Genomic DNA, 23,608 nt, shown 5'->3' on the forward strand with positions numbered 1-23,608 from the left:
TAAGGCGGCCAAACAAGCAAGCTTACTGAGTCGGCCCGTTTGATGCAGGCCGGCTAAAAAGATGGCGCATTATCCTGTGATTGACCACGCCTGTCACGGAGCTTGCTCATACGCATGCACAAAGCGCGCTGCAAGGGTTGTCAGGCTCCGCCGGCGAGGTTCAAACTGCGGCCTTTGTCGCTGGCGGTCTACTGGCCGCCAAGCTTTAAAGCCTGGGTACACACGCCAGGCTCACCGACCTTTATAAGGGACCCGAAAAATGGAATTGGTTGTAAAAAGCGTTAGCCCCGAAACGTTGAAAACCGCCACCCTCGTGGTCGCCATCGGCGAAGGCCGCAAGCTCGGCGTCGCCGCCAAACAACTCGACGAACTGAGCGGGGGCGCCATCAGCGCCGTGCTCAAGCGCGGCGACCTGGCCGGCAAAGTCGGCCAGAGCCTGCTGCTGCAAAGCCTGCCCAACCTCAAGGCCGACCGCGTATTACTGGTCGGCGTGGGCAAGGACGCTGAGCTCGGCGACCGCCCGTTCCGCAAGATCATCAGCGGCATCCTCAACACCCTCAAGGGCCTGGGCGGCAGCGATGCGACCCTGGCACTCGATGAAATCATCGTCAAGGGCCGCGACAGCTACGGCAAGACCCGCCTGCTGGCCGAAAGCCTGGTGGACGGCAGCTACAGCTTCGAGCAGTTCAAGAGCCAGAAAGCCGAACCCCGTGCCCTGAAGAAAATCACCCTGCTGACCATCAAGGCCGCCCAGGCTGAAGTCGAACGCGCCGTGAGCCATGCCCAGGCCATCGCCAACGGCATGTCGTTCACCCGCGACCTGGGCAACCTGCCGCCGAACATCTGCCACCCGACTTACCTGGGCGAACAGGCCAAGGCATTGGGCAAAGAGTTCAAGGGCCTGAAAGTCGAAGTCCTGGATGAGAAGAAGATCAAGGAACTGGGCATGGGCTCGTTCTATGCCGTGGGCCAGGGCAGCGACCAGCCACCCCGCCTGATCGTGATGCAATACAACGGCGGCAAGAAGTCCGAGAAGCCTTACGCCCTGGTAGGTAAAGGCATCACCTTCGACACCGGCGGTATCAGCCTCAAGCCGGGCCTGGGCATGGACGAGATGAAGTACGACATGGGCGGCGCCGCCAGCGTGTTCGGCACCCTGCGCGCCGTACTGGAACTCAAGCTGCCGATCAACCTGGTGTGCATCCTGGCCTGCGCCGAGAACATGCCGAGCGGCGGTGCCAGCCGTCCGGGCGATATCGTCACCACCCTCAGCGGCCAGACCGTGGAAATCCTCAACACCGACGCCGAAGGCCGCCTGGTGCTGTGCGATGCCCTGACCTACGCCGAACGCTTCAAGCCACAGGCCGTGATCGACATCGCCACCCTGACCGGCGCCTGCGTCGTTGCCCTGGGTTCCCACACTTCGGGCCTGCTGGGTAACAACGAAGAGTTGATCGAGCAACTGCTCAGTGCTGGCAAGGCTGCCGACGACCGCGCCTGGCAATTGCCGCTGTTCGATGAATACCAGGAACAACTGGACAGCCCGTTCGCCGACATCGCCAACATCGGCGGGCCGAAAGCCGGCACCATCACCGCGGCCTGCTTCCTGTCGCGCTTCGCCAAGAACTTCAACTGGGCGCACCTGGACATCGCCGGCACCGCCTGGACCAGCGGCGGCAAGGACAAGGGCGCCACCGGCCGTCCGGTGCCGCTGCTGACCCAATACCTGCTGGATCGCGCCAAGGCCTGAAAACCGTGACCTCGGGGCGGCGCAATAGCCGCCTCGGGCTCCAGGAACCGCAATGACCCAAGTTGACTTCTATATATTGCCCAGCGCCGATCCGCTCGCGCGCCTGGACTTTGCCTGCAAGCTCACCGAAAAAGCCTGGCGCATGGGCCACCGCATCTACCTGCATTGCAGCGATGCCGGCCAACGCGACGAACTGGACGCCCGCCTGTGGCGCTTCAAGGGCGAGAGCTTCGTGCCCCATGGCCCCGCCGAATCAGAACCCGAAGGCCAGGTCGTCCTGGGTTTGGGGGATAGCTGCGGCGACCACCATGACCTGCTGGTCAACCTCGACCTGAAAGTACCGGTTTTTGCCAAGGCATTCGCCCGCGTGGCGGAAGTGGTGGTGGAAGACCCGGCTATTCGTCAGGCCGCGCGTGAGAGTTTCCGTTTCTATCGCGAACAGGGCTATCCTCTGCAAGATCACCGGCTACAACGACTTTGAGCACATGATGGACACTCCCAACCCTCTAAAAAAAGATGACCACCTGCTGGACGACCTGGAGTCGATCCGTCAGTTGCTGGGTGATGACAACCTCCAACCGCCGCTGTTAACCGAGACCGTCAGCGGCGAGCCCCAGATTCCGCTGCTGTTCGACATGGTCGGGGGCAATCCTGCCGCTGCGGAGCCTGTCGCCGCAGCCCCCGTGGTAGAGACCGCGCCCGCTGCGCCAGCGACCGAAAAGGCGCCTGATGCGCTGCTGTTGCACCTGGACAACGAACTGCGCGCCGCCGCGCAACTGATCATGCAGGACGTGATCGACGACTTCGCCCCGCACATCGAAACAGAGATCAAGCGCCGGCTGGATGCGCGGATGGAGCGGTTGCTCAGCCAATACCAGTCCTGAGCCCTACGCATCCCCCCTGTGGGAGGGGGCTTGCTTCCCGATAGCGCTGGGTCAACCAATACATGCAGCGACTGACACGCCCCCATCGGGAGCAAGCCCCCTCCCACACTTGATCGCATGCGCCTTAAGCCTGTCTTCGCCTCGCCCTGCGCCTTATCCCTCGTTATACTTGCCGGCTTTCCTGAATTAATGCCAACTAGGGTCCCGCCGCGCATGGATAAGACCTACCAGCCGCACGCTATTGAAACTTCCTGGTACCAGACCTGGGAGTCCGAGAATTATTTCGCTCCGCAAGGCGCGGGCGAGTCCTACACCATCATGATTCCGCCACCGAACGTCACTGGCAGCCTGCACATGGGCCATGGCTTCAACAATGCGATCATGGATGCGTTGATCCGTTTCCGCCGCATGCAGGGCCGCAACACCCTGTGGCAACCGGGTACCGACCACGCCGGTATCGCCACCCAGATGTTGGTGGAACGCCAACTCGAAGCCACCGGCCAGAGCCGTCACGACCTGGGCCGCGAGAAATTCCTGGAAAAAATCTGGGAGTGGAAAGACCAGTCCGGTGGCAATATCAGCCGCCAGATCCGTCGCCTGGGTTCGTCCGTCGACTGGAGCCGCGAGCGCTTCACCATGGACGACGGGCTGTCGGAAGCCGTGAAAGAAGCCTTCGTGCGCCTGCATGAAGACGGCCTGATCTACCGTGGCAAGCGCCTGGTCAACTGGGACACCAAGTTGCACACGGCGATCTCCGACCTCGAAGTGGAAAACCACGACGAGAAAGGCTTCCTGTGGAACCTCAAGTACCCGCTGGCCGACGGTGCCAAGACCGCTGAAGGCAACGACTACCTGATCGTCGCCACCACCCGTCCGGAAACCATGCTCGGCGACGCCGCCGTCGCGGTGAACCCGAACGACGAGCGCTACCAGGCGCTGATCGGCAAATTCGTCGAACTGCCATTGGTCGGCCGCCGCATCCCGATTATCGCCGACGATTACTGCGACCCGGAGTTCGGCACCGGCTGCGTGAAAATCACCCCGGCCCACGATTTCAACGACTACGAAGTCGGCAAGCGCCACAACCTGCCGCTGCTGAACATCTTCGACAAGAACGCCGCCGTATTGCCAGCCTGCCAGGTGTTCAACCTGGACGGCACGCTGAACGACAGCATCGACGGCAAGATCCCGGCTGAATACGCCGGCCTCGACCGTTTTGAAGCGCGCAAGCAGATCGTCGCCGCGTTCGACGCCGCCGGCCTGCTGGTCAGCGTTGACGACCACGCCCTGAAAGTGCCGAAGGGCGACCGCTCCGGCACCGTGATCGAGCCGTGGCTGACCGACCAGTGGTACGTGTCCACCAAACCGCTGGCCGAGCCGGCGATTGCCGCCGTGGAAGACGGCCGTATCCAGTTCGTGCCCAAGCAATACGAAAACATGTACTTCTCTTGGATGCGTGACATCCAGGATTGGTGCATCAGCCGCCAACTGTGGTGGGGCCACCGCATTCCGGCCTGGTACGACGAGTCAGGCAAGGTCTATGTCGGCCGCGACGAAGCCGAAGTACGCACCAAGCACAACCTGGGCGCGGACGTTGCGCTGCAACAGGACAACGACGTACTGGACACCTGGTTCAGCTCCGGCCTGTGGACGTTCTCCACCCTGGGCTGGCCGCAACAGACCGAATTCCTGAAGAAATTCCACTCCACCGACGTGCTGGTCACCGGTTTCGACATCATTTTCTTCTGGGTTGCCCGGATGATCATGCTGACCATGCACCTGGTCAAGAACGAAGACGGCACCCCGCAGGTACCGTTCAAGACCGTGTACGTCCACGGCCTGGTGCGCGATGGCCAGGGCCAGAAGATGTCCAAGTCCAAGGGCAACGTCCTCGACCCGCTGGACATCATCGACGGCATCGACCTGGAAACCCTGGTACAGAAACGCACCTCGGGCCTCATGCAGCCAAAACTGGCGAAGAAGATCGAGAAACAGACCCGCGACGAATTCGCCGACGGCATTGCCAGCTACGGCACCGACGCCCTGCGCTTCACTTTCTGCTCACTGGCGTCCACCGGCCGCGACATCAAGTTCGACATGGGCCGCGTCGAAGGCTATCGCAACTTCTGTAACAAGATCTGGAACGCCGCGCGCTACGTGCTGGATAAAGGCGAAGACTGCGGTCAGAACGGCGAAGCCGTCGAACTGAGCCTGGCCGACCGCTGGATCATCTCGCAGTTGCAACGCACCGAAGCCGAAGTGACCCGCCAGCTCGACCAGTTCCGTTTCGACCTGGCTGCCCAGGCCTTGTACGAGTTCATCTGGAACCAGTATTGCGACTGGTACCTGGAACTGTCCAAGCCGGTACTGTGGGACGAGAATGCACCGATCGAACGCCAGCGCGGTACCCGCCGCACCCTGGTACGCGTGCTGGAAGTGGCGCTGCGCCTGGCGCATCCGTTCATGCCGTTCATCACCGAAGAAATCTGGCAGCGACTCGCGCCGCTGGCCGGTATCCAAGGCAAGACCATCATGCTGCAACCTTGGCCAGTGGCCAATGAAGCGCGCATCGATGAGGCTGCCGAAAGCGATATCGAATGGCTCAAGACCTTGATGCTCGGCACGCGCAACATCCGCGCCGAGATGAACATCGGGCCGGGCAAGCCACTGGCGGTGTTCGTGAAGAACGCCAGTGCCGAAGACCAGCGTCGCCTCAGCGAAAACGATGCGCTGCTCAAGAAGCTGGCGAAGCTGGAGTCGATCACCGTATTGGCTGAAGGTGCAGAAGCGCCGTTGTCCGCCACCGCGCTGGTCGGCGACATGGAAGTGCTGGTGCCGATGGCCGGCCTGATCGACAAGGGCGCGGAACTGGCCCGTCTCGACAAGGAAATCGCACGCCTGCAAGGCGAAGTGCAGCGGGTGGGCGGCAAGCTGTCCAACGCGGCGTTCGTCGACAAGGCCCCGGCTGAAGTGATCGAGAAAGAGCGCGCCAAGCTGGCCGAGGCTGAACAGGCCCTGGGCAAATTGGCCGAGCAACATGCGCGGATTTCCAGCCTGTAAGGTGTGAGCCGTGTAAAAAAGAGACCTTCGGGTCTCTTTTTTTTTGCCTGGAACGACCCAATCCCTGGCTGACAATACAGGCAATGCTAGAGGGGGCTTACCCTAATGCCAGTCAGTTAAGAGATAGAGCGAGCAAACAGCAACCTGTGGCGAGCGGGCTTGCCCCGCGTTGGGCTGCGAAGCGGCCCCAATAAGGCCGCCGCGTTTATCCAGGCATATTAAATCGCCAGGTTTTGGGGCTGCTGCGCAGCCCAACGCGGGGCAAGCCCGCTCGCCACAGGGACAGTGTTCCTCCTTAGCTGACAGGTTTTGGGGCAAGCCCCCTCCCACATTTGACCGAGGGCACCGCAAGAATGTGTGACAATGCCCACCACTTTGAGCCAACACCAGAATCATCATGACCGCCCCCAGCACGCCCAAACCTCCGCGCAAGAAGCCTAAAACCGCCGCCACGGCCAAGCCCGTGGTGCCGCGTAAAGAGGCCACCCTGCACCCGCGCAACCGCCACCAGGGTCGTTACGACTTCCCGGCGCTGATCAAGACCACGCCGGAACTGGCGCAATTCGTGATCATCAACCCCTACGGCAAGGAAAGCATCGATTTCGCCAGCCCCGACGCCGTGCGGGTGTTCAACCGGGCGCTGCTCAAAGCCTTCTATGGCATCCAGCACTGGGATATCCCGGCGGATTACTTGTGCCCCCCCGTACCGGGGCGTGCGGACTATGTGCATTTCCTCGCCGACCTGTTGGCCAGCGTCAACGAAGGTGTGATCCCGCGTGGTGCGCCGGTCAAGGTGCTGGACATTGGCATGGGCGCCAACTGCGTCTACCCACTGATTGGCTACAGCGACTACCGCTGGCACTTCCTCGGTTCGGAGATTGATCCGACAGCCGTCGCAGCCGCCAAGGCCATCGTGCAGTCCAACGGGCTGAACAAGGTGATCCAACTGCGTCAGCAGACCAACCCCAAGCACATCCTGCTGGGCCTGCTGGAGCCGGGCGAGCGCTTTGACCTGACCATGTGCAACCCGCCGTTCCACGCGTCCATGGACGAGGCCACCAAGGGCAGTGAACGCAAATGGCGCGCCTTGGGCAAGGCCGATCCAAAACGCAAATTGCCGGTGTTGAACTTCGGCGGCCAATCGGCCGAGCTGTGGTGCGAAGGCGGCGAAGCGCGCTTTGTGACGCAACTGATCGCCGAAAGCGCGAATTTTGCCCACAAGGTGTTGTGGTTCAGCACCCTGGTATCAAAAGCGTCGAACTTGCCCGCGATCGAAACGGCACTGAAAAAAGCCGGCGTGCTGGAAAGCCGCGTAGTGGAAATGTCCCAAGGCCAGAAGACCAGCCGGTTTGTCGCCTGGACCTTCCAGACCAAGAACGAACAGCAGATCTGGCGCCAGCGCTGGGTGCGCTGACGCCAACCTGTAGGAGCGAGCTTGCTCGCGAAAAACGCCAAGACACCGCATTCATCCGGGATGGCCGCGTTATCGTTAACGGCCTTCGCGAGCAAGCTCGCTCCTACAGGTAAAAAATCGCAGGCAACAAAAAACCGTGCCCGGATCGCTCCGGAGCACGGTTTTTTTTTGCTGCGTCTTACTTGTTAACAGCGTCGGTCAGGCTTTTGGCCACAACCAGCTTGATAACTTTCTTGGCAGCGATTTCGATGGCAGCGCCAGTCGAAGGGTTACGGCCAGTACGGGCAGGACGCTCGGTCACTTTCAGCTTGCCGATACCTGGCAGAGTGATTTCGCCGCCGTTTTCCAGCTGATCAGCAACGATCTGGCCCAGTTGGTCCAGAGCTGCGCGCGCGGTGGTTTTTGGCGCGTCGATAGCTTCAGCGATATCAGCGATCAGTTGGTCTTTAGTCAAAGCCATTGTGGTGTTCCTTCCCTATCAAATTCATATGGATATTGCAGAGTGCAGTGTCAGCCGTCGAGCCCGACCGTCATGGCCTGGCACCCCCGGCTATAACCACGGAGATCGGGGTTATAGATGCTTGAAACGGGGATTGGTTCGACCTGACAGATGCTGAATGCACGCTTAACGCCGAGTCATGGCGTAAGACGGGGCAAAACTAGCACAGAGACGGGGAAATATCCGCTTCTACCTAGCCATTTGGTCAGCTTTATCGCTCTAAACCGTGAAAAAAAGGCATATACCCCGTCGGAGAGCATCCAAAACCCCTTCGACGCGTGTCTTGGCCAATGGGTGCGGTACACTGGGCAACTTTTCGGGGAGGCCAACCGCTCCCCGCTCAACCAGCCGAGAAGCCTATGCCGATCCGTCATTGCATCGTCCACTTGATCGACAAAAAACCCGACGGCACACCCGCAGTTCTCCACGCCCGCGACTCCGAGCTTGCCGAGTCGGCCGCTATCGAGAACATGCTTGCCGACCTCAACGAGAGCTACAACGCCAAACAAGGCAAGGCCTGGGGTTACTTCCATGCCGAGTCCGGCGCGCACCCGTTCAGTGGCTGGTTGAAGGACTATTTCGAAGGTGGCCAGGATTTCACTGCGTTCAGCCGCACCGCCGTCGAGCATCTGCAGAAGCTGATGGAAGAATCCAACCTCTCCACCGGTGGTCATGTGCTGTTTGCCCACTACCAGCAAGGCATGACCGACTACCTGGCCATCGCCCTGCTGCACCACAGCGAAGGCGTGGCGGTGACCGATGAGCTGGACGTGACCCCATCGCGCCACCTGGACCTGGGCCAGCTGCACCTGGCGGCGCGCATCAACGTCTCCGAGTGGCAGAACAACAAGCAATCCAAGCAGTACATCTCGTTTATCAAAGGCAAGAACGGCAAGAAGGTCTCGGAGTACTTCCGCGACTTTATCGGCTGCCAGGAAGGCGTCGACGGGCCGGGCGAAACCCGCACCCTGCTCAAGGCCTTCAGCGACTTCGTCGAAAGCGAAGACCTGCCGGACGAATCTGCCCGCGAAAAAACCAAGACCCTGGTGGATTACGCCAGCAGCCAGGCCAAGCTCGGCGAACCCATGGGCCTGGAAGAACTGTCGAGCTTGATCGATGAGGATCGGCCCAAGGCGTTCTACGACCATATCCGCAACAAGGATTACGGCCTGTCGCCGGAAATTCCCGCCGACAAGCGCACGCTCAACCAGTTCCGCCGCTTCACCGGCCGCGCCGAGGGCCTGTCCATCAGTTTTGAAGCGCACTTGCTGGGCGACAAGATCGAGTATGACGAAGCCGCCGGCACCTTGATCATCAAGGGCTTGCCGACCCAACTGACCGACCAGCTCAAGCGCCGTAACTGATGCTCGGCGGGGTCTTTAAAAAAGTCCTGCTGGTGTTGCTGGTGGTGGTCGTGATCCAGAACTGGGGCAAGGTCGAACGGCTGTTCAACCCGTCCCAGGTGGTCTCGGAGCAGACGCGGGCTTCGGCCCACGTTGTGCTGTATGCCACCCAATGGTGTGGCTACTGCAAGCAGATCCGCCGCTTCCTCGACCAGAAAGGCATTCCGTACCAGGCGCTCGATATCGAAAAGGACGCCCAGGCACGCCAGGCCTATGAAGCGTTGGGCGGCGGCGGGATTCCGTTCGTGGCGGTGAACGGCACGCTGATCCGCGAGTACAGCCCCGAGAAGATCATGGCCGCGCTGAAGTAATCAGCGCACCACGATCATTCGCCCCAGCAGGCTGTGCTGTTCGAAGCCCAATACCGCCTGCAACGCGTTCAGTACTGCCTGCGGGTCTTTGCTCGGGAAGCTGCCGCTGACCCGCTTGGCCCCCATCTCGTCGTTGAGCAGCACGATGCGGCCAGGGTAGTAACGGCCCAGGTCCTTGAGCCCATCCGCCAGGGGCGCCTTGTAGTAGTTGAGCCAGCCGTCGCGCCAGGCCAGGCGCGATTCGCTGTCGACCGCGTGCAGGGGTTCTGCGACGCCTTCGGCGTAGGCCACTTGTTGCCCAGCCGTAAGAATTTGCTGCTGAGCCTGCCTGGAAGGTGTCACACCCACCCGTCCCGACAACACCGTGACCTGAGCCCCTGCCGCTTGCAGGCGCACTTCGAATTGCGTGCCCAGCACCCGCGCCTCACCACTGCCCGCCGCCACCACGAATGGCTCACCCGTGTGCGTCACGCTGAAAAAGCCTGCGCCGCGCCGCAGCTGGATATGCCGCTCGCCCTGGCTGAAATCCACGGCGATGGCGCTGTCGGCATCCAGGGTGACTTGGGACTGGTCGGCCAGGGTGACGGTCTTCACTTCCCCCGGCGCGCTCACATAATCGGCGCCAAAGTCATCGATCCAGCGCGACGGCTGCCAACCCGCGGCCATCGACACCATCACCAGCAGGCACGCGGCCGTGGCCAGCGCACCGGACCAGCGCACCACTCGCGAACGCCTGCTGGCGCTCATGGCATTGAGGTAGCCCTGCAAGGCCAGGGCCTCTTCGTCGGCCAACAGGCGCGCCGGCACTTCGCTCAATTCCCACACCACCTGGGCCTGGGCATAGGCCTCCACATGCGCCGGGTCAGCCCGCAGCCAGCGGCTGAAGGTAGCCTGGTCGCCGCTGCTGGGCTGGTCGTGCAGCAGGCTCAGCCAGGCCAGTGCGGCGTGTTCCTGGTCGGGCGTGGGGGTGACGTTCACGGTGCTTTCCCTGGCGTGCGTAGAGGCGATGGCTCACGAAGGCTGGCTTTGCAGGCTTCGAGGGCACGCATCATATGTTTTTCCACCGCGCTTTGGGACAGCCCCATGGCCTTGGCGATGTCCGCGTACTTGCGGCCATGGATGCGGTTAAGCAGGAAAATATGCCGGGTGCGTTCCGGCAAACTGCGCAAGGCGGCCTCGACATGGCGCAGGTCGTTGCCCGCCTCCAATGCCGCCTGGGGTTCTGAACCCTGGTTATCCTGCTGCTCCGGCAGCCAGCCTTCGTTGCTGCGCACGCGGGCGCCTTCGCTGCGCAAGTGGTCGATGGCGATATTGCCGGCGCAGCGCAGCAAGTAGGTACTGAGCTCTTCAACCTGTACCAGGGGCCGGCGCCAGAAGCGCAGGAACAGGTCCTGCACCAGGTCGGCCGCCGTCGCGCGGCAACCCACGCGACGGCTGACCAGGGCTTCCATCTGCGAACGCTGGGACAGGAACACCTGTAGAAAATGTGCGCGCCCACCCGCCGCATCGGTATGCGGGCTGTCCTGGGGTTCGGGTGGCGGGCTGATCATCATGGCGGGCTCAGAGCGTGGCGACGGCTGCAACGGGGCAGGCCAGCAAGCCGATGCCCGCCAGGTTCATGGCCAGCCGTGGCCGATACGGCAACAGCAACACCAGCAGTAATGCGCTGAGCATCAATACCGCGCACCACTGCACCAGGCCCTGGCCCCACCCGGCGATCACCACCGCAGGCCAAATCGACACCGTCAGCAGCAACCAGCCGGCGGCGCGTAACCCCAAGCGCCGACGTGGGGAGGGTTTGCTGTGCAGCAACTCGCCATGGTGACGATCGGTGGACAGGCACAACGCGGTGAACCCGGCGTAACACATCAGCAGAGCAACGAGCATTCAGTGCGCCTCCGGCTTGAGTTTGAGCGAAGGCACACCCTCGGCCTTGGATGGAAGCGCGGCACGGCGTTGCATCTTCCTGGCCGCCCAAGCCAGGAACACACCGCTGCCCAAGCACGTCAGGTCGAAGCCAGCCATGGCCCAATCGCCCCTGGCCAGGGACACCCCCAGGTGTTCGGAGGTGGTGATTGCGTTGAGCAAGGGTACGGCGACAAACAACAGCGCACCGACACTCAATTGCTCGACCCAGCCCTGGCGACCTCGACGCAACATGGCGTGCAACAGGCTCAGGCCCCAGGCAATAAAGAAGACCTGCACTTCCCAGGCGGAACGCTCGGCGACGCTCACCGGCAGCAAACGGTTAGCCCAGAAGAACGCGGCGATAGCGATCATCAGCCCGGACATGCTGGCGATGTTCAGCACCTCCACCAGTTTCAGCTCGAACGGCATCACGCCGCTTTTGACGTGCTTGAGCTGGCGTTTGCCCAGCCACATCACCAGGCCGGTGCCAATCATGGCCGTGCCCGCCAGGCCGCAGATAAAGTACAACCAGCGCAGCACCGGGCCGGCGAAATGGCCCATGTGCAAGCCGTAGAAACTGCCGCCGATAACAGCGGGCAACGACGACTCGCCACTGACACGCACCTGCTCTCCCGTGGTGCCGTTGAACGACACGATGCTGCCGAAGTCATGCACCACGCTGTCGGAACCGGCGCGGAACACATTCACCGACGCGTTCACGTCGCCGGGGTTATTCACCGCCACACGTCCGACATGACCGCCCGCCCATTGCTGCCGCGCCTGGGCGTACATCGGTCCCAGGGGCAGCAACTTACCTGGCTGGCCAAGGGCCGGCGCATTGTCGGTGGCCGGGAACACTTCGCTGAAGAACGCCCGGGTGTCGTCGCCATAAGAGGCCATGATCGGCGCCGGCATCACCATGCTCATGAAAATCACCAGGCTGCTGTAGGTGATCATCAGGTGAAAGGGCAACACCAGCACGCCCACCGCGTTATGCCCATCGAGCCAGGAACGCTGGCCTTTGCGGGGGCGGAAGGTGAAGAAGTCCTTGAAGATTTTCTTGTGGGTGATGATGCCGGTGATCAAGGCGACAAACATCACCATCGCGGCAAAGGTCGACAGCCAGCGGCCCCACGGGTGAGGCATTTGCAACTGGAAGTGGAAGCGATAGAAGAATTCGCCGCCCATGCTTTCACGGACCTGCACCGGTTGACCGCTGACCGGGTCGAGGACTTTCTGGATAAAGTTGCCACGCTTGCCGGGGTCGACCTTGTCCTGCCACATCACCGACAAGCCGGGATCGCGGCTGTCGGGCAGGATAATAAACCAGCGCGCAGCGGTAGGCGCCTGTCGCTCCAGATAGGCTTGCGCCACCGCGAGGCTGCGGGCGTCATCCACCCCATGCACCTGCACTTCAGGCTGCATCCAATGGGTGATCTCGTCTTTGAAATAGGACAAGGTGCCGGTCAGGAAAATCGCGAACAGCAGCCAGCCAAAGATCAACCCGACCCAGGTGTGCAACCAGGCCATGGCCTGGCGAAATCCATCTTTCATGGGCGTGCCACCCACCAACCCACGCCCGCCAGGGTGGCAAACAGGACGCAGGGCGCCATCACGCCCAGCCAGGCACGCCCGGCCGTGCGGCAGGCAAAGCACCACAGCACCGCCAGCAGATAGAACACAAACGAACTCATCATCCCCACGATCACCGCATCGGCACGGGACGTCGGCAGCCACAGCGCCAGGCAGATACTGGCCAGGGAAGCCATCAGGTAACCGCCAACCACGGCGGCCAGCACCCGCGAGGTCACGGCGAGGCGATAGGAGACGGGCAGTGAGGTTTTGCTTTTCATGCGGGAGGCGCCAGGTTCGTCAGCGCGCAATATTAATGATAAATATTCTCATAAGCAAAACACAACGGATGAAACACCCGTGCGAGCGGATTGCCGAACCCCTTCCGGGGCCCTACAATGCGAACAATTCTTGTTCTCTAAAGCATGTCGATGCTTGCGGAGTGTTCACGTTGAGCCCGTCCCACACCGTCGAAGTCCTGTATCACGAGCATCATCACTGGCTCACCGGCTGGTTGCGACGCAAGCTCGGCTGCCCGCAAAGCGCGGCCGACCTGGCACAGGACACCTTTGTGCGCGTGCTGAGCGCGCGGGAAACCCCGACGCTGGTCGAACCGCGCGCCTTCCTCACCACCATCGCCAAGCGCGTGCTGTTCAACTTCTACCGCCGCCAGGACCTGGAGCGCGCCTACCTCGAGACGCTGGCACAGATGCCGGAACTGGTCGCGCCGTCGGAAGAAGAACGCGCCATCATCCTGCAAACCCTGTTGGAACTGGACCAACTGCTCGACGGGCTGCCCAACCGCGTCAAACGCGCATTCCTGCTGGCCCAGCTCGATGGCCTGACCTACGCGCAAATCGGCGCCGAACTGGGCATCTCCATCGCCACCGTCAAACGCCACCTGAATAAAGCCGCCATGCGCTGCTATTTCGCCCTATGAATTTCTCGACCCACATCGCCGAGCAAGCCGTGCACTGGTTGATGGAGATGCAGCAAGGCGCGCTCAGCCCGCGCCAGCAGGCGGCCTGGCAGCAATGGTTGAATGCCCACAGCGAACACCAACGGGCATGGGACCACATCCAGCGCGTCAACCAGCGCCTGCGCGACATGCCCTCGCCCCTGGCCCATGCGGCGTTGAACGCACCGAAATCCAGCAGCCGACGCCAGGCGCTGAAGCTGCTGTTGATCCTGGGTGCCGGCTCGGCTGCGGCCTGGAGCCTGCGCCAGCAACATATCCTGCCCCCCCTGAGCGCCGACTACCGTAGCCCCGTCGGCCAACGCCGCAAGGTGCAATTGGCCGACGGCAGCCAGTTGCAGCTCAATACCGGCAGCGCGGTGGATGTGCATTTCGATGGCCAGCAACGGCTGATCCGTCTGCTCGAAGGCGAGATCCTGCTGAACGGTGTCGCCGGCAACACACCGTTGCAGGTGCTCACCGGCCAGGGCCTGCTCAGCAGCCAGGCTGCTCGCCTGAATGTGCGCCAGTACAACGACCATACCCACGTGGCGGTGTTCGCGGGCCGGGTCGAGGTGATGCCCAACCGCTACAGTGGCCTGCCGCTGACGGTCGAGGCCGCGCGCCAGGTGAATTTCACCCGCAAGGGCTGGGATACGCCACGCCCCACCGACGCCAACAGTGGCGCCTGGGCCGACGGCATGCTGGTGGCCGCGCATATGCGCCTGGAAGATTTCCTCGCCGAAGTGGGCCGTTACCGCCGAGGCCAGGTCAATTGCGATCCGCAAGTCGCCAACCTGCTGCTGTCCGGCAGCTATCCGTTGGACGACAGTGAACGCATTCTCGATCTGCTGGAGGTCAGCCTGCCGGTCAAGGTGCGGCGCTTTACCCGCTACTGGGTGACCGTTCAGGCACGCGCTTGAAGTATTGCGCGCAACCATGAGCCGTTTTCCGCAGCTCGCGTGACAGAGAAGGAAAGCCCCCTTGATCCTTCCTTCTCAGGACCGCTCTTCATGCCCCAGCAACCGCCCCTTCTCACCCGCACCTTACGCCAACTGCTGCTAGGCGCCAGCCTCAGTTTTACCGCCCTGCCATCGGCAATGGCGGACGACACCAAGACCTATCAGATCGCGCCCGCCTCGCTGGAGGCGGCGCTCAATCAATTTGGTCGCGAAGCCGGCGTGTTGATTTCCTTCGGTTCAGACGTCACAGCCGGCCTGCAGAGCCGTGGGCTGTCCGGCAACTACAGTGCCGCCGACGGGCTGCAAACACTGCTGGAAGGCACCGGCCTGCAAGCCCGCGCCGAAGGCGACAATGCCTACAGCCTGCAACCGGCCAATGCACCGACCACGTTGGAGCTCGGCACGTCCACCGTCGTCGGCGACTGGCTCGGCGACGCGGCGCAAGCTAATGTGTTCGAACACCCCGGCGCGCGTGACGTGATCCGCCGTGAGGCATTCGAACGCCAGGGCGCGACCCAGGCCAGGGACGTGCTCAACCGCATCCCCGGCGTCAACGCTCCGGACAATAACGGCACCGGTAGCCACGACATGGCGCTGAACTTCGGCATCCGCGGCCTCAACCCGCGCCTGGCGTCGCGCTCTACGGTATTGATGGACGGCATCCCCGTGCCGTTCGCGCCGTATGGCCAGCCGCAACTGTCGTTCGCGCCGATCAGCCTGGGCAACATGGACGCCGTGGACGTCGTGCGCGGCGGCGGGGCGGTACGCTACGGCCCGCAGAACGTCGGCGGCGTGGTCAACTTCGTGACCCGTGCGATCCCGGATGCGCCCACCGTCAAAGGCGGCTTGCAGACCGAAACCAGCCCCTCCTCCAGCCACGATGGCTTCAAGAGCACCGCCAACCTGCTGGCCGGCGGCACCGCCGACAACGGCCTGGGCGGCGCGCTGCTGTACTCCGGCACCCGTGGCGGCGACTGGCGCGAAAACAGCAACACACGCATCGACGACCTGATCCTCAAGGGCAAATACCAGCTCGACGACGCCAACAGCTTCAATGCCATGGCGCAGTACTACGAAGGCCAGGCCGACATGCCTGGGGGCTTGAACGTGGCGGACTACAAGGCCGACCCGTATCAGTCGACCCGCCCCTACGACAAATTCTGGGGCCGCCGTACGATGCTCAACGTCGGCTATCGCTACGAGCAGGACCGCCGCGAGTTCACCGTCAACAGCTTCTTCACCAAGACCCTGCGCAGCGGCTACCTGGACCAGGGCACGTTCCTTTCGCTGTCGCCGCGCGAATATTGGGTACGCGGCCTGGAAACCCGCCTCGCCCAAGGCTTTGACCTGGGCCCCACCAGCCATGAAGTGGGCGTGGGCTATCGCTACATCAACGAAGCCGGGCATGAGTTGCGCTACCGCACACCGATTTCCGCCAACAACCAGCAAATCCCCACCACTGACAGCCGCAACGACCGCGACACACGCGGCGGTACCGAAGCCAATGCATTCTTCGTCGATGATCGGATTGATATCGGCCGGTGGACCATCACCCCGGGCATTCGCTACGAGATGATCAAGTCCCAGCAAAGCAACAACCTGACCAACGTCAAATACAAAGGCGACTACAACACCGCCCTGCCGGCGCTCAATGTGCTGTATCACCTGACGGACGACTGGAACCTCTACGCCAACACCGAGGGCTCGTTCGGCAGTGTGCAGTACAGCCAGATGCCTAACCGCGTGACCAGCGGCGAAGTGAAACCGGAAAAAGCCCGCACCTGGGAACTCGGCACACGTTATGACAATGGCAGCCTGCGTGCAGAAATCGGCGCGTTCCTGATCAACTTCGACAACCAGTACGAAAGCAACCAGACCAACGATTCCGTGATCGCCCGTGGCCAAACCCGTCACCAGGGTATCGAGACCAGCATCAACTATGCCCTCGACGGCTTGAGCCCGGCGCTGGCCGGCTTCGATGTGTACGCCAGCTACGCCTACGTCGATGCAACCATCCGTGAAGACGGGCCGAACAAAGGCAACCGCGTGCCCTTCTCGTCCAAGCACAAAGGCACCCTGGGCGTGGGTTACACCGAAGGCCCGTGGAAACTCAACGTGGACAGCAGCTACCAGAGCAGCCAATTCGCCGACAACGCCAACACCGAGGCCGAAACCGCCGACGGTGCCAATGGGCGCATCCCCGGCTACATGCTGTTCAGCAGCCGCGCGGCCTATGATTTCGGCCCGCAGCTGTCGGATTTGAATGTGGCGGTGGGCGTGAAGAACATCTTCAACAAGCAGTACTACACGCGCTCGTTCGACGATAACAACAAGGGCAAATACATCGGTGAGCCGCGCACGGTGTACCTACAGACGTCTATCGCGTTCTGACTGCTCGAGCGACAAACAGCCTGTGGCAAGCGGCGTGTGTTGTAGCCAGCAGGCTTGTTGTGGCAAGCGGGCTTGCCCCGCGTTGGGCTGCGCAGCAGCCCCAATAAGAACGCTGCAGTGTGCCAGGTAGCTTCAGGGCTGTGTTTTGGGGCTGCTTCGCAGCCCAACGCGGGGCAAGCCCGCTCGCCACAGTAAGCCCGCTCGCCACCCTGGTAATGCGCGCGCCTGATGGGCCGGCTCTAACTGCCCGCCAGGCAACTGGGCGTGCCTGCGACCAGGGCGTCGATGGCGCAGCGTGTTTTCGCCGGCATATGCGTGGCGGTCGGCCAAATCACATGGATCGGCGCGGGCTGGTCGCGGTAGCTCGGCAGGACCGCCTCCAGTTGCCCGCGCAGGACATAGTGCGCAATCAACCAACTCGGCAACCAGGCCAGGCCAACACCGGCGATAGCGGCATCGGCCACGGCCTGGAGGTCATCCATCATCAAGGGCGAAGCGACGCGCACACGGTGCGAGCGACCCTCGGCGTCATTCAACTCCCACTCCCGGCGCGGGGCACTGCAGCGGTAGGCGATACCGCGATGCCCGGCCAGGTCCTCGATGCGCTCTATTGCCCCCACGCGCTGCAAATACGCCGGCGAGGCGGCAAGGCCGATGGCCTGCTCACCCAGGCGGCGGGCGCTGAGGCGATCGGTGTCGGGCAGCGCGCCGATGCGCACAGCCAGGTCGAAGCCTTCCTGGGCCACGTCGATCAGCCGGTCGGAGAAAGAAATCTCGATGTCCAACTCGGCAAATCGGTCCATCAGGCCCCAGAGTGCCGGCGCGGCGTAGTGGTGCCCGAACGCCAGTGGCAGGCTCGCCCTCAAGCGGCCGCGCGGCTGTTGCCGGCCGCTTTCCAGTACCGATTCGGCGGCCTCCAGTTCGGCCAGCGCGCGCAGGCAATGTTCGTAGTAAGCCTGGCCATCCTCGGTCAGGCGCTGGCGGCGGGTAGAGCGTTGCAACAGACAGGTTCCCAGGCGGGCCTCGAGGCGCGCCAGGCCTTTGCCGACGGCCGAGCGCGTGAGGTTGAGCCGTTCGGCGGCCTCGGTCAGGTTGCCGCTTTCGACAATCTGGAGAAACAGTTCAACGCCATCAAAACGCGGGGTGGCCATGGTGCAATTGTCGCCCTTGAGTCCCTTATAGAAAGAAAACTTATCACGAATAAAGAATCACATTCCCCTGAAAATAACGTGACACGTCATTCACAGGAGAATCCCATGCCACCCACCGCCACGTTAGCGGCCGTCAGCCCACCGCGCACCGCCAGGAATGGCCTGGCACTCACCGCCGTATGCCTGGTCGCGCTGATGTTCGGCCTGGAAATTTCCAGCGTGCCGGTCATCCTGCCCACCCTGGAACAACAACTGGGCACCGGCTTCCAGGATGCCCAATGGATCATGAACGCCTACACCCTGGCCTGCACCAGTGTGCTGATGGCCGCCGGCACCCTGGCTGACCGCTTTGGGCGCCGACGCATGCTGGTGCTGTGCCTGTGGTTGTTTGGCCTGGCGTCGTTGGCCTGTGGGCTGGCCGAGGATGCGTCGCTGCTGATCACCGCGCGGTTTGTCCAGGGCATCGGCGCAGGTGCGATGATGATTTGCCAGTTCGCCATCCTCTCGCACCTGTTCCGCGAACCCGCGGCACGGGCAAGGGCCTTTGCGATATGGGGGGTGATTGCCGGCGTGGGCCTGGGCTTCGGGCCGATGATCGGCGCATTGATCCTGGCTGTGGCGGATTGGCGTTGGGTGTTCCTCGTGCATGTGCCGCTCACCCTGTTCACCTTGGTGCTGCTGCGCATCAGCGTGCAGGAGTCCCGCGACCCGGCCGCCCATCGCCTGGACATCGCCGGCATGCTCACCTTGACCCTGTCGGTGTTTGCCCTGGTGTACTTCATCACCCAAGGCAGCGAGCACGGCTTCGGCACACCCGCCATGCTCGGCTGGGCGGCTTTGTCGGGGCTCGGTTTGCTGCTGTTCATCACGGTCGAGCTTCGCAGTGCGCACCCGATGTTCGACTTCTCGGTGTTCCGCATCCAGCGTTTCAACGGCGCGTTGATGGGCTCGATCGGCATGAACTTCAGCTTCTGGCCGTTCATGATCTACTTGCCGTTGTACTTCCAGGCGGGCCTGGGTTACGACACCTTGACCACCGGCGCCGCGCTGCTCGCCTACACCCTGCCGACCTTGCTGGTACCGCCGTTGGCCGAGCGCCTGGCCCTGCGTTATGGCGCCGAACGCATTATTCCGCTGGGCCTGGGCCTGATGGCCGCAGGCTTCCTGGCCATGGCCGCGGTCAACGCGGCCGAGCACCCACGTATCGGGCTGGTGCTGCTCAGTTGCGTGATCGCCGGCGTGGGCCTGGCGCTGACCAACTCGCCCACCACCAACACCACCACCGGTTCGGTGTCGGCCGACCGGGCGGGCATGGCCTCGGGCATCGACCTCAGTGCACGGCTGATCACCCTGGCCCTCAACATCGCGCTGATGGGGCTGGTGCTGTTGCTGGGGATCAGCCATCGACTGGCCGAGGTATTGCCTGCAACCACGGCAATGGATTGGCCGGCTATCAGCCAACACATCGCCGCAGGAAAGTTGCAGTCGACGGGGCTGGCATTCAACGATGCCCAGGCGGCCCTGCGCCACGGCGCCGGTTGGGCGATGTTGTTTGCCGGGTTGGGGGCTGGTGGGTTGGCGATGCTGAGCCGGTATTTTTTCCGACGCGGCGGCTAAACGAAAACGGGCCTGCAGATGCAGGCCCGTTTGTAGGAGGATGAAAAAACGGTCAGCCGTTGATGACAGCGTTTTCGTTTTCCAGGAATTCCTGTTCCAGCGCGTCTTCATTCACTTTGTTGATTGGCTGGCTTTTAGCGGCAGCGCGGGGCTTGCCTTGCAGTTTGCCGAACAAATGTTCCAACGCATGATCCAGTTTGGTCGCTGCACCGTCGATCGCCTGCTCCAGGGTATCGGCCTTATGCAGTACCGAAAGCGGTTGATGGCCCTTTGGCCGTGCTTCCAGGCGGCAACTTAAATCGTGGGGACCGGGCTTGTCGCCGTTCTCATCCCGCAGGTAGACCTCAACGCGGGTCAGGTCCTCTTCATAACGTTCGAGCGTGCTTTCAATGGTATTACGTACCCACTCCTCCAGTCGGATGCTGCTTTCAATATGGTTATCGCTATTGACTTGGATTTGCATAGTTCTTCCCTTATTTCAGCTAGCTCGCGAGAGATCACAAACTGCAACACCGGGGTGGTGAAACCATGACCTCTTGATTACACAATTGAGCACTCAGAAGAACATTTCAAGCCCTTTGCAAAGATAAATCCTACATTACAAATTAACCCTGACTACGAGCAAAAACGCTGGTAGGGTGGGGAGTTAGTTACATCTTCTTACCTCCCCGCGATCGTTATAATTGCCCCTCTCCCCATGGGTGCAATCCGCGAAAAATCCCCCCCAGTATCGAACGTGTTCGTCGTGGTGATCGGGCTGATTGCGCTGTCTGCGATCATTTTCTCGGTATTGCCCTGAAACGACGCACAGCACGCCAGCACACCACAGCACAACGGCGGGAAGGGCTTGTTTGCGCTGACGGTGGTTCAGCCGAGTATTCATTGGCTGATCCACCGTCATCCGGAGCAAGCCCCCTCCCACATTCTGATTTCAACGCCTGGGAGGCCGCTGTACGGCACGCCCCTTGCTGTATGGCTGATGAGGCAAACGGATGTTGTGAAACCTCAGCGACGGAGTGGCCGGTGGTCAGGCAACGCGAACTAATCCAGACGCCGGTCGTCAATGACTGCATGTTCTTATCAGGCGGTAACGCACCATGGACAACCCTTTTCAGATCATCACCGACACGTTCACCCCTCAATACCGGGTCAACCTGAGCATCCAGCGGCTGGATGGCAGCATCATGCTCACCCTCTCCAACGAGAAGGGGGTGGTGGCCAAGCGCATGATCAGCGCCGAACAACGCAACGACCCGCAACGGCTCAAACGCCTGGTGCAAAGCATCCAGTTCGGCATTGCCATCGAGCAGGGCCACAGCGCCATGGAAATCCTGGCGGTGATGACGGACGGGGACAGTCACAAACTATTGCAGCGACCGCCCACCCGTGCCCTGCCTTTCAGCATCGGGCTTTAAAGCTCGCCCTTCTCGGTTTCCAGGTTCGCCTCGCCCTTGCGACGCGGGCCTTCGACCTTCACCGAAGGGAACGCCGACGAGGCATAGCGCACCACCAGGATCGAGAACGCCAGCAGCAGAATCCCGCCGCACAGGTAGATGATGCCGATGTCCGGCGGGTTGTGGTGGGACACGTTGGAGATCAACAGGCGCGTCAGCGCGGTGATCGCCACGTAGATCAGGAAACGCACCGGCATGTGGTTGGTCTTGAAATAAATCCCGACCATGGCCCCCAATTCCAGGTAGATGAACAGCAGCAAGATGTCATCGATCTTGATGTGCCCGTTCTCCAGCATCCCCAGGAACTCCATCACCGCCGCCCAGGCGGTCACCGCACCAATGGCGAACAACGCCAGGTAGTGGAACGACTCGACAAACAGATTACCCAGGGACTCGGCCAGCCCATGGACGTTCTGGCGCAGCTTTTCGGCCCAGTTGAATTTCACGATGATACTTCCTTAGGTCGGTTCGACCGGATAATGCAGGTTGGACATGACGGTTGTTCTGCATGCAGAAAAAAGGCCAGGGTAGGCATGAGATGATGGCGGGGTGACATGAGGCACGTCATTCGAAAACGGATTTATCAAGGCCACTGAGGACGGTAAACCCTGGGATGTTTCCAGCAAAATCCCGGCAGGTAGTCAGAAATTTCCGTTGTAGCAATCTCCCACTTAGCAGCTACATTAAAAATCCTGCTATCCAAACCCGCGCGTTTGGCATATGCTTTTCGCTGTATATAGATACAGTAGTAGCAAAAGACAACTATCGTGAAGGCATGTGAGGTGGTGAATGGCCGTCGAAGTGGTATACCGCAGCAGCCGAGATCTGGAGCGTTTGTTCATGGATAAAGCCGAAGCTGACCGTCATGACAAGATGCTTGAACTCGCCGAGTTGCTAGCAGAAGTGTTGCAAAAAGCCGTGCCGTCCCTGAGTGAGCAGCAGGTTGAAGAGGCCGGGATCTACATGGCGAAGAACCGCGATGTATTTGCCAAGGCGTTCAAGAGCCAGCCGGACGCGTTGTCCGAGTTGCTCAACGCCGCGGCGGAATAAAGCCCGAATTGAACAGGCCCTGAATCATCGGTTCAGGGCCTTTTTAATGCCTGGTTATTGGTAGAGCAGGCGCTCGGCCAATTCGTCCGCCACCCGTGCCGGGGAGCGTTTTTCGGCCTGGGCGTGGGCAAATATTTCGGTCAAGCGCGTGCCGATGTTCGACAGGTGTGCGGTGATGGTCGGCAGCTCGGCACCGCCGTGCTTGAGGGCAACGTAGATCAGGCCACCGGAGTTGATCACGTAGTCCGGGGCATAGAGGATGCCGCGCCCTTCCAACTGGTCGGCCACTTGCAGGTTGGTCAGTTGTGCGCTGGCGGAGCCGGCCACGGCGGCGCAGCGCAGTTGGCCGACGCTGGTGCGGTTGAACACAGCGCCGAGGCCGCAGGGCGCGAGGATGTCGCAGGGCGTGCTGAGCAAGGCGTCGTTGGCAATGGGGTGCGCGCCGAGCTGCTCCATGGCCAGTTGCACCTTGCCGTGGTCGATGTCGCTGACCAGCAGTTCGGCGCCAGCGGCGTGCAGTTGTTCAGCCAGGGCGAACCCGACATTGCCCAGGCCCTGGATCGCCACGCGCAAGCCCTCAAGGTTGTCGCTGCCCAGGCGCGCCATGGCAGTGGTGCGAATGCCGGCGAACACCCCCATGGCAGCATGGGGCGCAGGGTCGCCGGCCGCCGTGGTGCTGGTGACGAAGCGGGTGTGTTGGGCAATGCAGTCCATGTCGGCCACCGACGTGCCGCTGTCGATGGCGGTGATGTAGCGGCCATTGAGTTGCTCGATGCACCGGCCGAAGGCTTCGAACAGCGCCGCCCGGCTTTCCACATGGGCGGGGCGCTGGATCACGGCCGTGCCGCCGCCCACCGGCAACCCGGCCAGGGCGGCCTTGTAGCTCATGCCTTGGGCCAGGCGCGCGGCATCGGCGACGGCCGTTTCGTCATCGGGGTAGGCAAGGTAGCGACAGCCGCCCAAAGCGGGTCCCAGGCGGCTGTTGTGGATGGCGATGACCGCCTTCAACCCCGTCACCGGGTCAATGCTCAGGTGCAGCGATTCAAGGCGGTAGCTGTGCATGAGAGCAAACATCGTCGAGCTCCCGAATCACGTCTGGTGTCGCCAAGTATAGGCTTGCGGTAGAAAACTGCCGAAGTGCACTGGAATAAGCCGCCCGGTTTTGCAGGCCCTGCGACATAAGCAGATAGGATCCTTCTCAAGCCACTGGACGAAAATTCACAGCAA

23 protein-coding genes are annotated in these 23,608 nt (G+C 61.9%); 13 read left to right on the top strand and 10 right to left on the bottom strand.

What is annotated here, in order from left to right; translation table 11 throughout:
• Positions 1-259: 259 nt before the first annotated feature.
• The 5 genes from AC1Q6I_RS08405 to rlmF all read left to right on the top strand — a co-directional run bounded on the left by AC1Q6I_RS08405 (position 260) and on the right by rlmF (position 7,108).
• Entirely contained in the window at positions 260-1,750 is a 1,491-nt protein-coding gene (locus tag AC1Q6I_RS08405; RefSeq protein ID WP_102625195.1) for a leucyl aminopeptidase, read from the top strand.
• 52 nt (positions 1,751-1,802) lie between these two features.
• Entirely contained in the window at positions 1,803-2,231 is a 429-nt protein-coding gene (locus AC1Q6I_RS08410) for a DNA polymerase III subunit chi (protein ID WP_024073617.1), read from the top strand.
• 7 nt (positions 2,232-2,238) lie between these two features.
• Positions 2,239-2,634 (top strand): DNA polymerase III subunit chi, encoded by a 396-nt coding sequence (locus AC1Q6I_RS08415; protein ID WP_102625196.1) that lies wholly within the window; start codon positions 2,239-2,241, stop codon positions 2,632-2,634.
• Between the two features lie 213 nt (positions 2,635-2,847).
• Positions 2,848-5,694, top strand: a complete 2,847-nt coding sequence (locus AC1Q6I_RS08420; protein ID WP_102625197.1) for a valine--tRNA ligase — start codon at positions 2,848-2,850, stop codon at positions 5,692-5,694.
• A gap of 397 nt (positions 5,695-6,091) precedes the next feature.
• Complete coding sequence (gene rlmF / locus AC1Q6I_RS08425; protein WP_024073614.1) at positions 6,092-7,108, top strand: 23S rRNA (adenine(1618)-N(6))-methyltransferase RlmF; 1,017 nt, start codon at positions 6,092-6,094, stop codon at positions 7,106-7,108.
• A 178-nt stretch (positions 7,109-7,286) separates the two neighbouring features.
• Here rlmF and AC1Q6I_RS08430 read toward each other — a convergent pair whose 3' ends face one another.
• Positions 7,287-7,568: an HU family DNA-binding protein gene (locus AC1Q6I_RS08430; RefSeq protein WP_024073613.1), complete on the bottom strand. Its 282-nt coding sequence runs from the start codon at positions 7,566-7,568 to the stop codon at positions 7,287-7,289.
• 398 nt (positions 7,569-7,966) lie between these two features.
• On the opposite strand from AC1Q6I_RS08430, the gene yejK reads away from it, so the two are divergent.
• Both yejK and AC1Q6I_RS08440 read left to right on the top strand, forming a co-directional pair.
• Positions 7,967-8,971: a nucleoid-associated protein YejK gene (gene yejK / locus AC1Q6I_RS08435; protein WP_024073612.1), complete on the top strand. Its 1,005-nt coding sequence runs from the start codon at positions 7,967-7,969 to the stop codon at positions 8,969-8,971.
• Positions 8,971-9,321: a glutaredoxin family protein gene (locus AC1Q6I_RS08440; RefSeq protein WP_024073611.1), complete on the top strand. Its 351-nt coding sequence runs from the start codon at positions 8,971-8,973 to the stop codon at positions 9,319-9,321. The genes yejK and AC1Q6I_RS08440 overlap by 1 nt, the downstream gene beginning before the upstream one ends.
• Here the strand turns inward: AC1Q6I_RS08440 and AC1Q6I_RS08445 are convergent, their stop codons facing one another.
• From AC1Q6I_RS08445 to AC1Q6I_RS08465, 5 genes are read right to left on the bottom strand one after another with little or no spacing between them, the layout of a single operon-like run.
• Entirely contained in the window at positions 9,322-10,299 is a 978-nt protein-coding gene (locus tag AC1Q6I_RS08445; protein WP_102625283.1) for a FecR family protein, read from the bottom strand. It abuts the gene before it with no gap.
• The gene (locus tag AC1Q6I_RS08450; RefSeq protein ID WP_102625282.1) at positions 10,296-10,874 is read right to left on the bottom strand and encodes an RNA polymerase sigma factor; all 579 of its coding nucleotides are present in this window, start codon (positions 10,872-10,874) and stop codon (positions 10,296-10,298) included. The genes AC1Q6I_RS08445 and AC1Q6I_RS08450 overlap by 4 nt, the downstream gene beginning before the upstream one ends.
• A gap of 7 nt (positions 10,875-10,881) precedes the next feature.
• Positions 10,882-11,208 (bottom strand): DUF3325 domain-containing protein, encoded by a 327-nt coding sequence (locus tag AC1Q6I_RS08455; RefSeq protein ID WP_024073608.1) that lies wholly within the window; start codon positions 11,206-11,208, stop codon positions 10,882-10,884.
• Positions 11,209-12,783, bottom strand: a complete 1,575-nt coding sequence (locus tag AC1Q6I_RS08460) for a PepSY-associated TM helix domain-containing protein (protein WP_102625281.1) — start codon at positions 12,781-12,783, stop codon at positions 11,209-11,211.
• On the bottom strand, positions 12,780-13,082 hold the full coding sequence (locus tag AC1Q6I_RS08465) for a DUF3649 domain-containing protein (RefSeq protein ID WP_102625280.1): 303 nt from the start codon (positions 13,080-13,082) through the stop codon (positions 12,780-12,782). Before AC1Q6I_RS08465 ends, AC1Q6I_RS08460 begins: the two co-directional genes overlap by 4 nt.
• Positions 13,083-13,252: 170 nt before the next feature.
• Here AC1Q6I_RS08465 and AC1Q6I_RS08470 point away from each other — a divergent pair, with 170 nt between their 5' ends.
• The 3 genes from AC1Q6I_RS08470 (at position 13,253) to fecA (ending at position 17,109) form a co-directional block, all read left to right on the top strand.
• Positions 13,253-13,741 carry a sigma-70 family RNA polymerase sigma factor gene (locus AC1Q6I_RS08470; RefSeq protein WP_024073605.1) on the top strand — a complete coding sequence of 163 codons (489 nt, stop codon included), beginning with the start codon at positions 13,253-13,255 and terminating at the stop codon, positions 13,739-13,741.
• Positions 13,738-14,679 (top strand): FecR domain-containing protein, encoded by a 942-nt coding sequence (locus AC1Q6I_RS08475; protein ID WP_024073604.1) that lies wholly within the window; start codon positions 13,738-13,740, stop codon positions 14,677-14,679. The genes AC1Q6I_RS08470 and AC1Q6I_RS08475 overlap by 4 nt, the downstream gene beginning before the upstream one ends.
• A gap of 90 nt (positions 14,680-14,769) precedes the next feature.
• Positions 14,770-17,109, top strand: coding sequence for a TonB-dependent Fe(3+) dicitrate receptor FecA (gene fecA, locus AC1Q6I_RS08480; RefSeq protein ID WP_102625279.1), 2,340 nt, complete (start codon positions 14,770-14,772; stop codon positions 17,107-17,109).
• A gap of 239 nt (positions 17,110-17,348) precedes the next feature.
• Here fecA and AC1Q6I_RS08485 read toward each other — a convergent pair whose 3' ends face one another.
• Positions 17,349-18,260, bottom strand: a complete 912-nt coding sequence (locus tag AC1Q6I_RS08485; RefSeq protein ID WP_024073602.1) for a LysR family transcriptional regulator — start codon at positions 18,258-18,260, stop codon at positions 17,349-17,351.
• Positions 18,261-18,365: 105 nt separating this feature from the next.
• Between AC1Q6I_RS08485 and AC1Q6I_RS08490 the strand changes: the two genes are divergently transcribed.
• Positions 18,366-19,877, top strand: a complete 1,512-nt coding sequence (locus AC1Q6I_RS08490) for an MFS transporter (RefSeq protein ID WP_069075326.1) — start codon at positions 18,366-18,368, stop codon at positions 19,875-19,877.
• Positions 19,878-19,929: 52 nt separating this feature from the next.
• Here AC1Q6I_RS08490 and AC1Q6I_RS08495 read toward each other — a convergent pair whose 3' ends face one another.
• On the bottom strand, positions 19,930-20,340 hold the full coding sequence (locus tag AC1Q6I_RS08495; protein ID WP_102625278.1) for an HPF/RaiA family ribosome-associated protein: 411 nt from the start codon (positions 20,338-20,340) through the stop codon (positions 19,930-19,932).
• A gap of 634 nt (positions 20,341-20,974) precedes the next feature.
• Here AC1Q6I_RS08495 and AC1Q6I_RS08500 point away from each other — a divergent pair.
• Entirely contained in the window at positions 20,975-21,292 is a 318-nt protein-coding gene (locus AC1Q6I_RS08500) for a DUF3509 domain-containing protein (protein WP_024073599.1), read from the top strand.
• On the opposite strand, the gene AC1Q6I_RS08505 is transcribed toward AC1Q6I_RS08500, so the two are convergent.
• On the bottom strand, positions 21,289-21,777 hold the full coding sequence (locus tag AC1Q6I_RS08505) for a phosphate-starvation-inducible protein PsiE (RefSeq protein WP_024073598.1): 489 nt from the start codon (positions 21,775-21,777) through the stop codon (positions 21,289-21,291). The genes AC1Q6I_RS08500 and AC1Q6I_RS08505 overlap by 4 nt on opposite strands.
• Positions 21,778-22,120: 343 nt before the next feature.
• On the opposite strand from AC1Q6I_RS08505, the gene AC1Q6I_RS08510 reads away from it, so the two are divergent.
• Positions 22,121-22,381 carry a YebG family protein gene (locus AC1Q6I_RS08510; protein ID WP_003171979.1) on the top strand — a complete coding sequence of 87 codons (261 nt, stop codon included), beginning with the start codon at positions 22,121-22,123 and terminating at the stop codon, positions 22,379-22,381.
• 54 nt (positions 22,382-22,435) lie between these two features.
• Here the strand turns inward: AC1Q6I_RS08510 and AC1Q6I_RS08515 are convergent, their stop codons facing one another.
• The gene (locus AC1Q6I_RS08515; protein WP_024073597.1) at positions 22,436-23,455 is read right to left on the bottom strand and encodes a Leu/Phe/Val dehydrogenase; all 1,020 of its coding nucleotides are present in this window, start codon (positions 23,453-23,455) and stop codon (positions 22,436-22,438) included.
• Positions 23,456-23,608 lie beyond the last annotated feature (153 nt).

The sequence above is a fragment of the Pseudomonas sp. MPR-R2A5 genome, assembly GCF_058793055.1.

What these genes read in the sequence shown, in the direction of transcription:
- AC1Q6I_RS08405 (WP_102625195.1), top strand. Translation starts at nt 260, where the DNA reads ATGGAATTGGTTGTAAAAAGCGTTAGCCCCGAAACGTTGAAAACCGCC.
- AC1Q6I_RS08455 (WP_024073608.1), bottom strand. Translation starts at nt 11,208, where the DNA reads ATGCTCGTTGCTCTGCTGATGTGTTACGCCGGGTTCACCGCGTTGTGC.
- fecA (WP_102625279.1), top strand. Translation starts at nt 14,770, where the DNA reads ATGCCCCAGCAACCGCCCCTTCTCACCCGCACCTTACGCCAACTGCTG.
- AC1Q6I_RS08415 (WP_102625196.1), top strand. Translation starts at nt 2,239, where the DNA reads ATGGACACTCCCAACCCTCTAAAAAAAGATGACCACCTGCTGGACGAC.
- AC1Q6I_RS08485 (WP_024073602.1), bottom strand. Translation starts at nt 18,260, where the DNA reads ATGGCCACCCCGCGTTTTGATGGCGTTGAACTGTTTCTCCAGATTGTC.
- AC1Q6I_RS08500 (WP_024073599.1), top strand. Translation starts at nt 20,975, where the DNA reads ATGGACAACCCTTTTCAGATCATCACCGACACGTTCACCCCTCAATAC.
- AC1Q6I_RS08490 (WP_069075326.1), top strand. Translation starts at nt 18,366, where the DNA reads ATGCCACCCACCGCCACGTTAGCGGCCGTCAGCCCACCGCGCACCGCC.
- AC1Q6I_RS08460 (WP_102625281.1), bottom strand. Translation starts at nt 12,783, where the DNA reads ATGAAAGATGGATTTCGCCAGGCCATGGCCTGGTTGCACACCTGGGTC.
- AC1Q6I_RS08495 (WP_102625278.1), bottom strand. Translation starts at nt 20,340, where the DNA reads ATGCAAATCCAAGTCAATAGCGATAACCATATTGAAAGCAGCATCCGA.
- rlmF (WP_024073614.1), top strand. Translation starts at nt 6,092, where the DNA reads ATGACCGCCCCCAGCACGCCCAAACCTCCGCGCAAGAAGCCTAAAACC.
- AC1Q6I_RS08430 (WP_024073613.1), bottom strand. Translation starts at nt 7,568, where the DNA reads ATGGCTTTGACTAAAGACCAACTGATCGCTGATATCGCTGAAGCTATC.
- AC1Q6I_RS08420 (WP_102625197.1), top strand. Translation starts at nt 2,848, where the DNA reads ATGGATAAGACCTACCAGCCGCACGCTATTGAAACTTCCTGGTACCAG.
- AC1Q6I_RS08450 (WP_102625282.1), bottom strand. Translation starts at nt 10,874, where the DNA reads ATGATGATCAGCCCGCCACCCGAACCCCAGGACAGCCCGCATACCGAT.
- AC1Q6I_RS08515 (WP_024073597.1), bottom strand. Translation starts at nt 23,455, where the DNA reads ATGTTTGCTCTCATGCACAGCTACCGCCTTGAATCGCTGCACCTGAGC.
- AC1Q6I_RS08410 (WP_024073617.1), top strand. Translation starts at nt 1,803, where the DNA reads ATGACCCAAGTTGACTTCTATATATTGCCCAGCGCCGATCCGCTCGCG.
- AC1Q6I_RS08475 (WP_024073604.1), top strand. Translation starts at nt 13,738, where the DNA reads ATGAATTTCTCGACCCACATCGCCGAGCAAGCCGTGCACTGGTTGATG.
- AC1Q6I_RS08510 (WP_003171979.1), top strand. Translation starts at nt 22,121, where the DNA reads ATGGCCGTCGAAGTGGTATACCGCAGCAGCCGAGATCTGGAGCGTTTG.
- yejK (WP_024073612.1), top strand. Translation starts at nt 7,967, where the DNA reads ATGCCGATCCGTCATTGCATCGTCCACTTGATCGACAAAAAACCCGAC.
- AC1Q6I_RS08465 (WP_102625280.1), bottom strand. Translation starts at nt 13,082, where the DNA reads ATGAAAAGCAAAACCTCACTGCCCGTCTCCTATCGCCTCGCCGTGACC.
- AC1Q6I_RS08440 (WP_024073611.1), top strand. Translation starts at nt 8,971, where the DNA reads ATGCTCGGCGGGGTCTTTAAAAAAGTCCTGCTGGTGTTGCTGGTGGTG.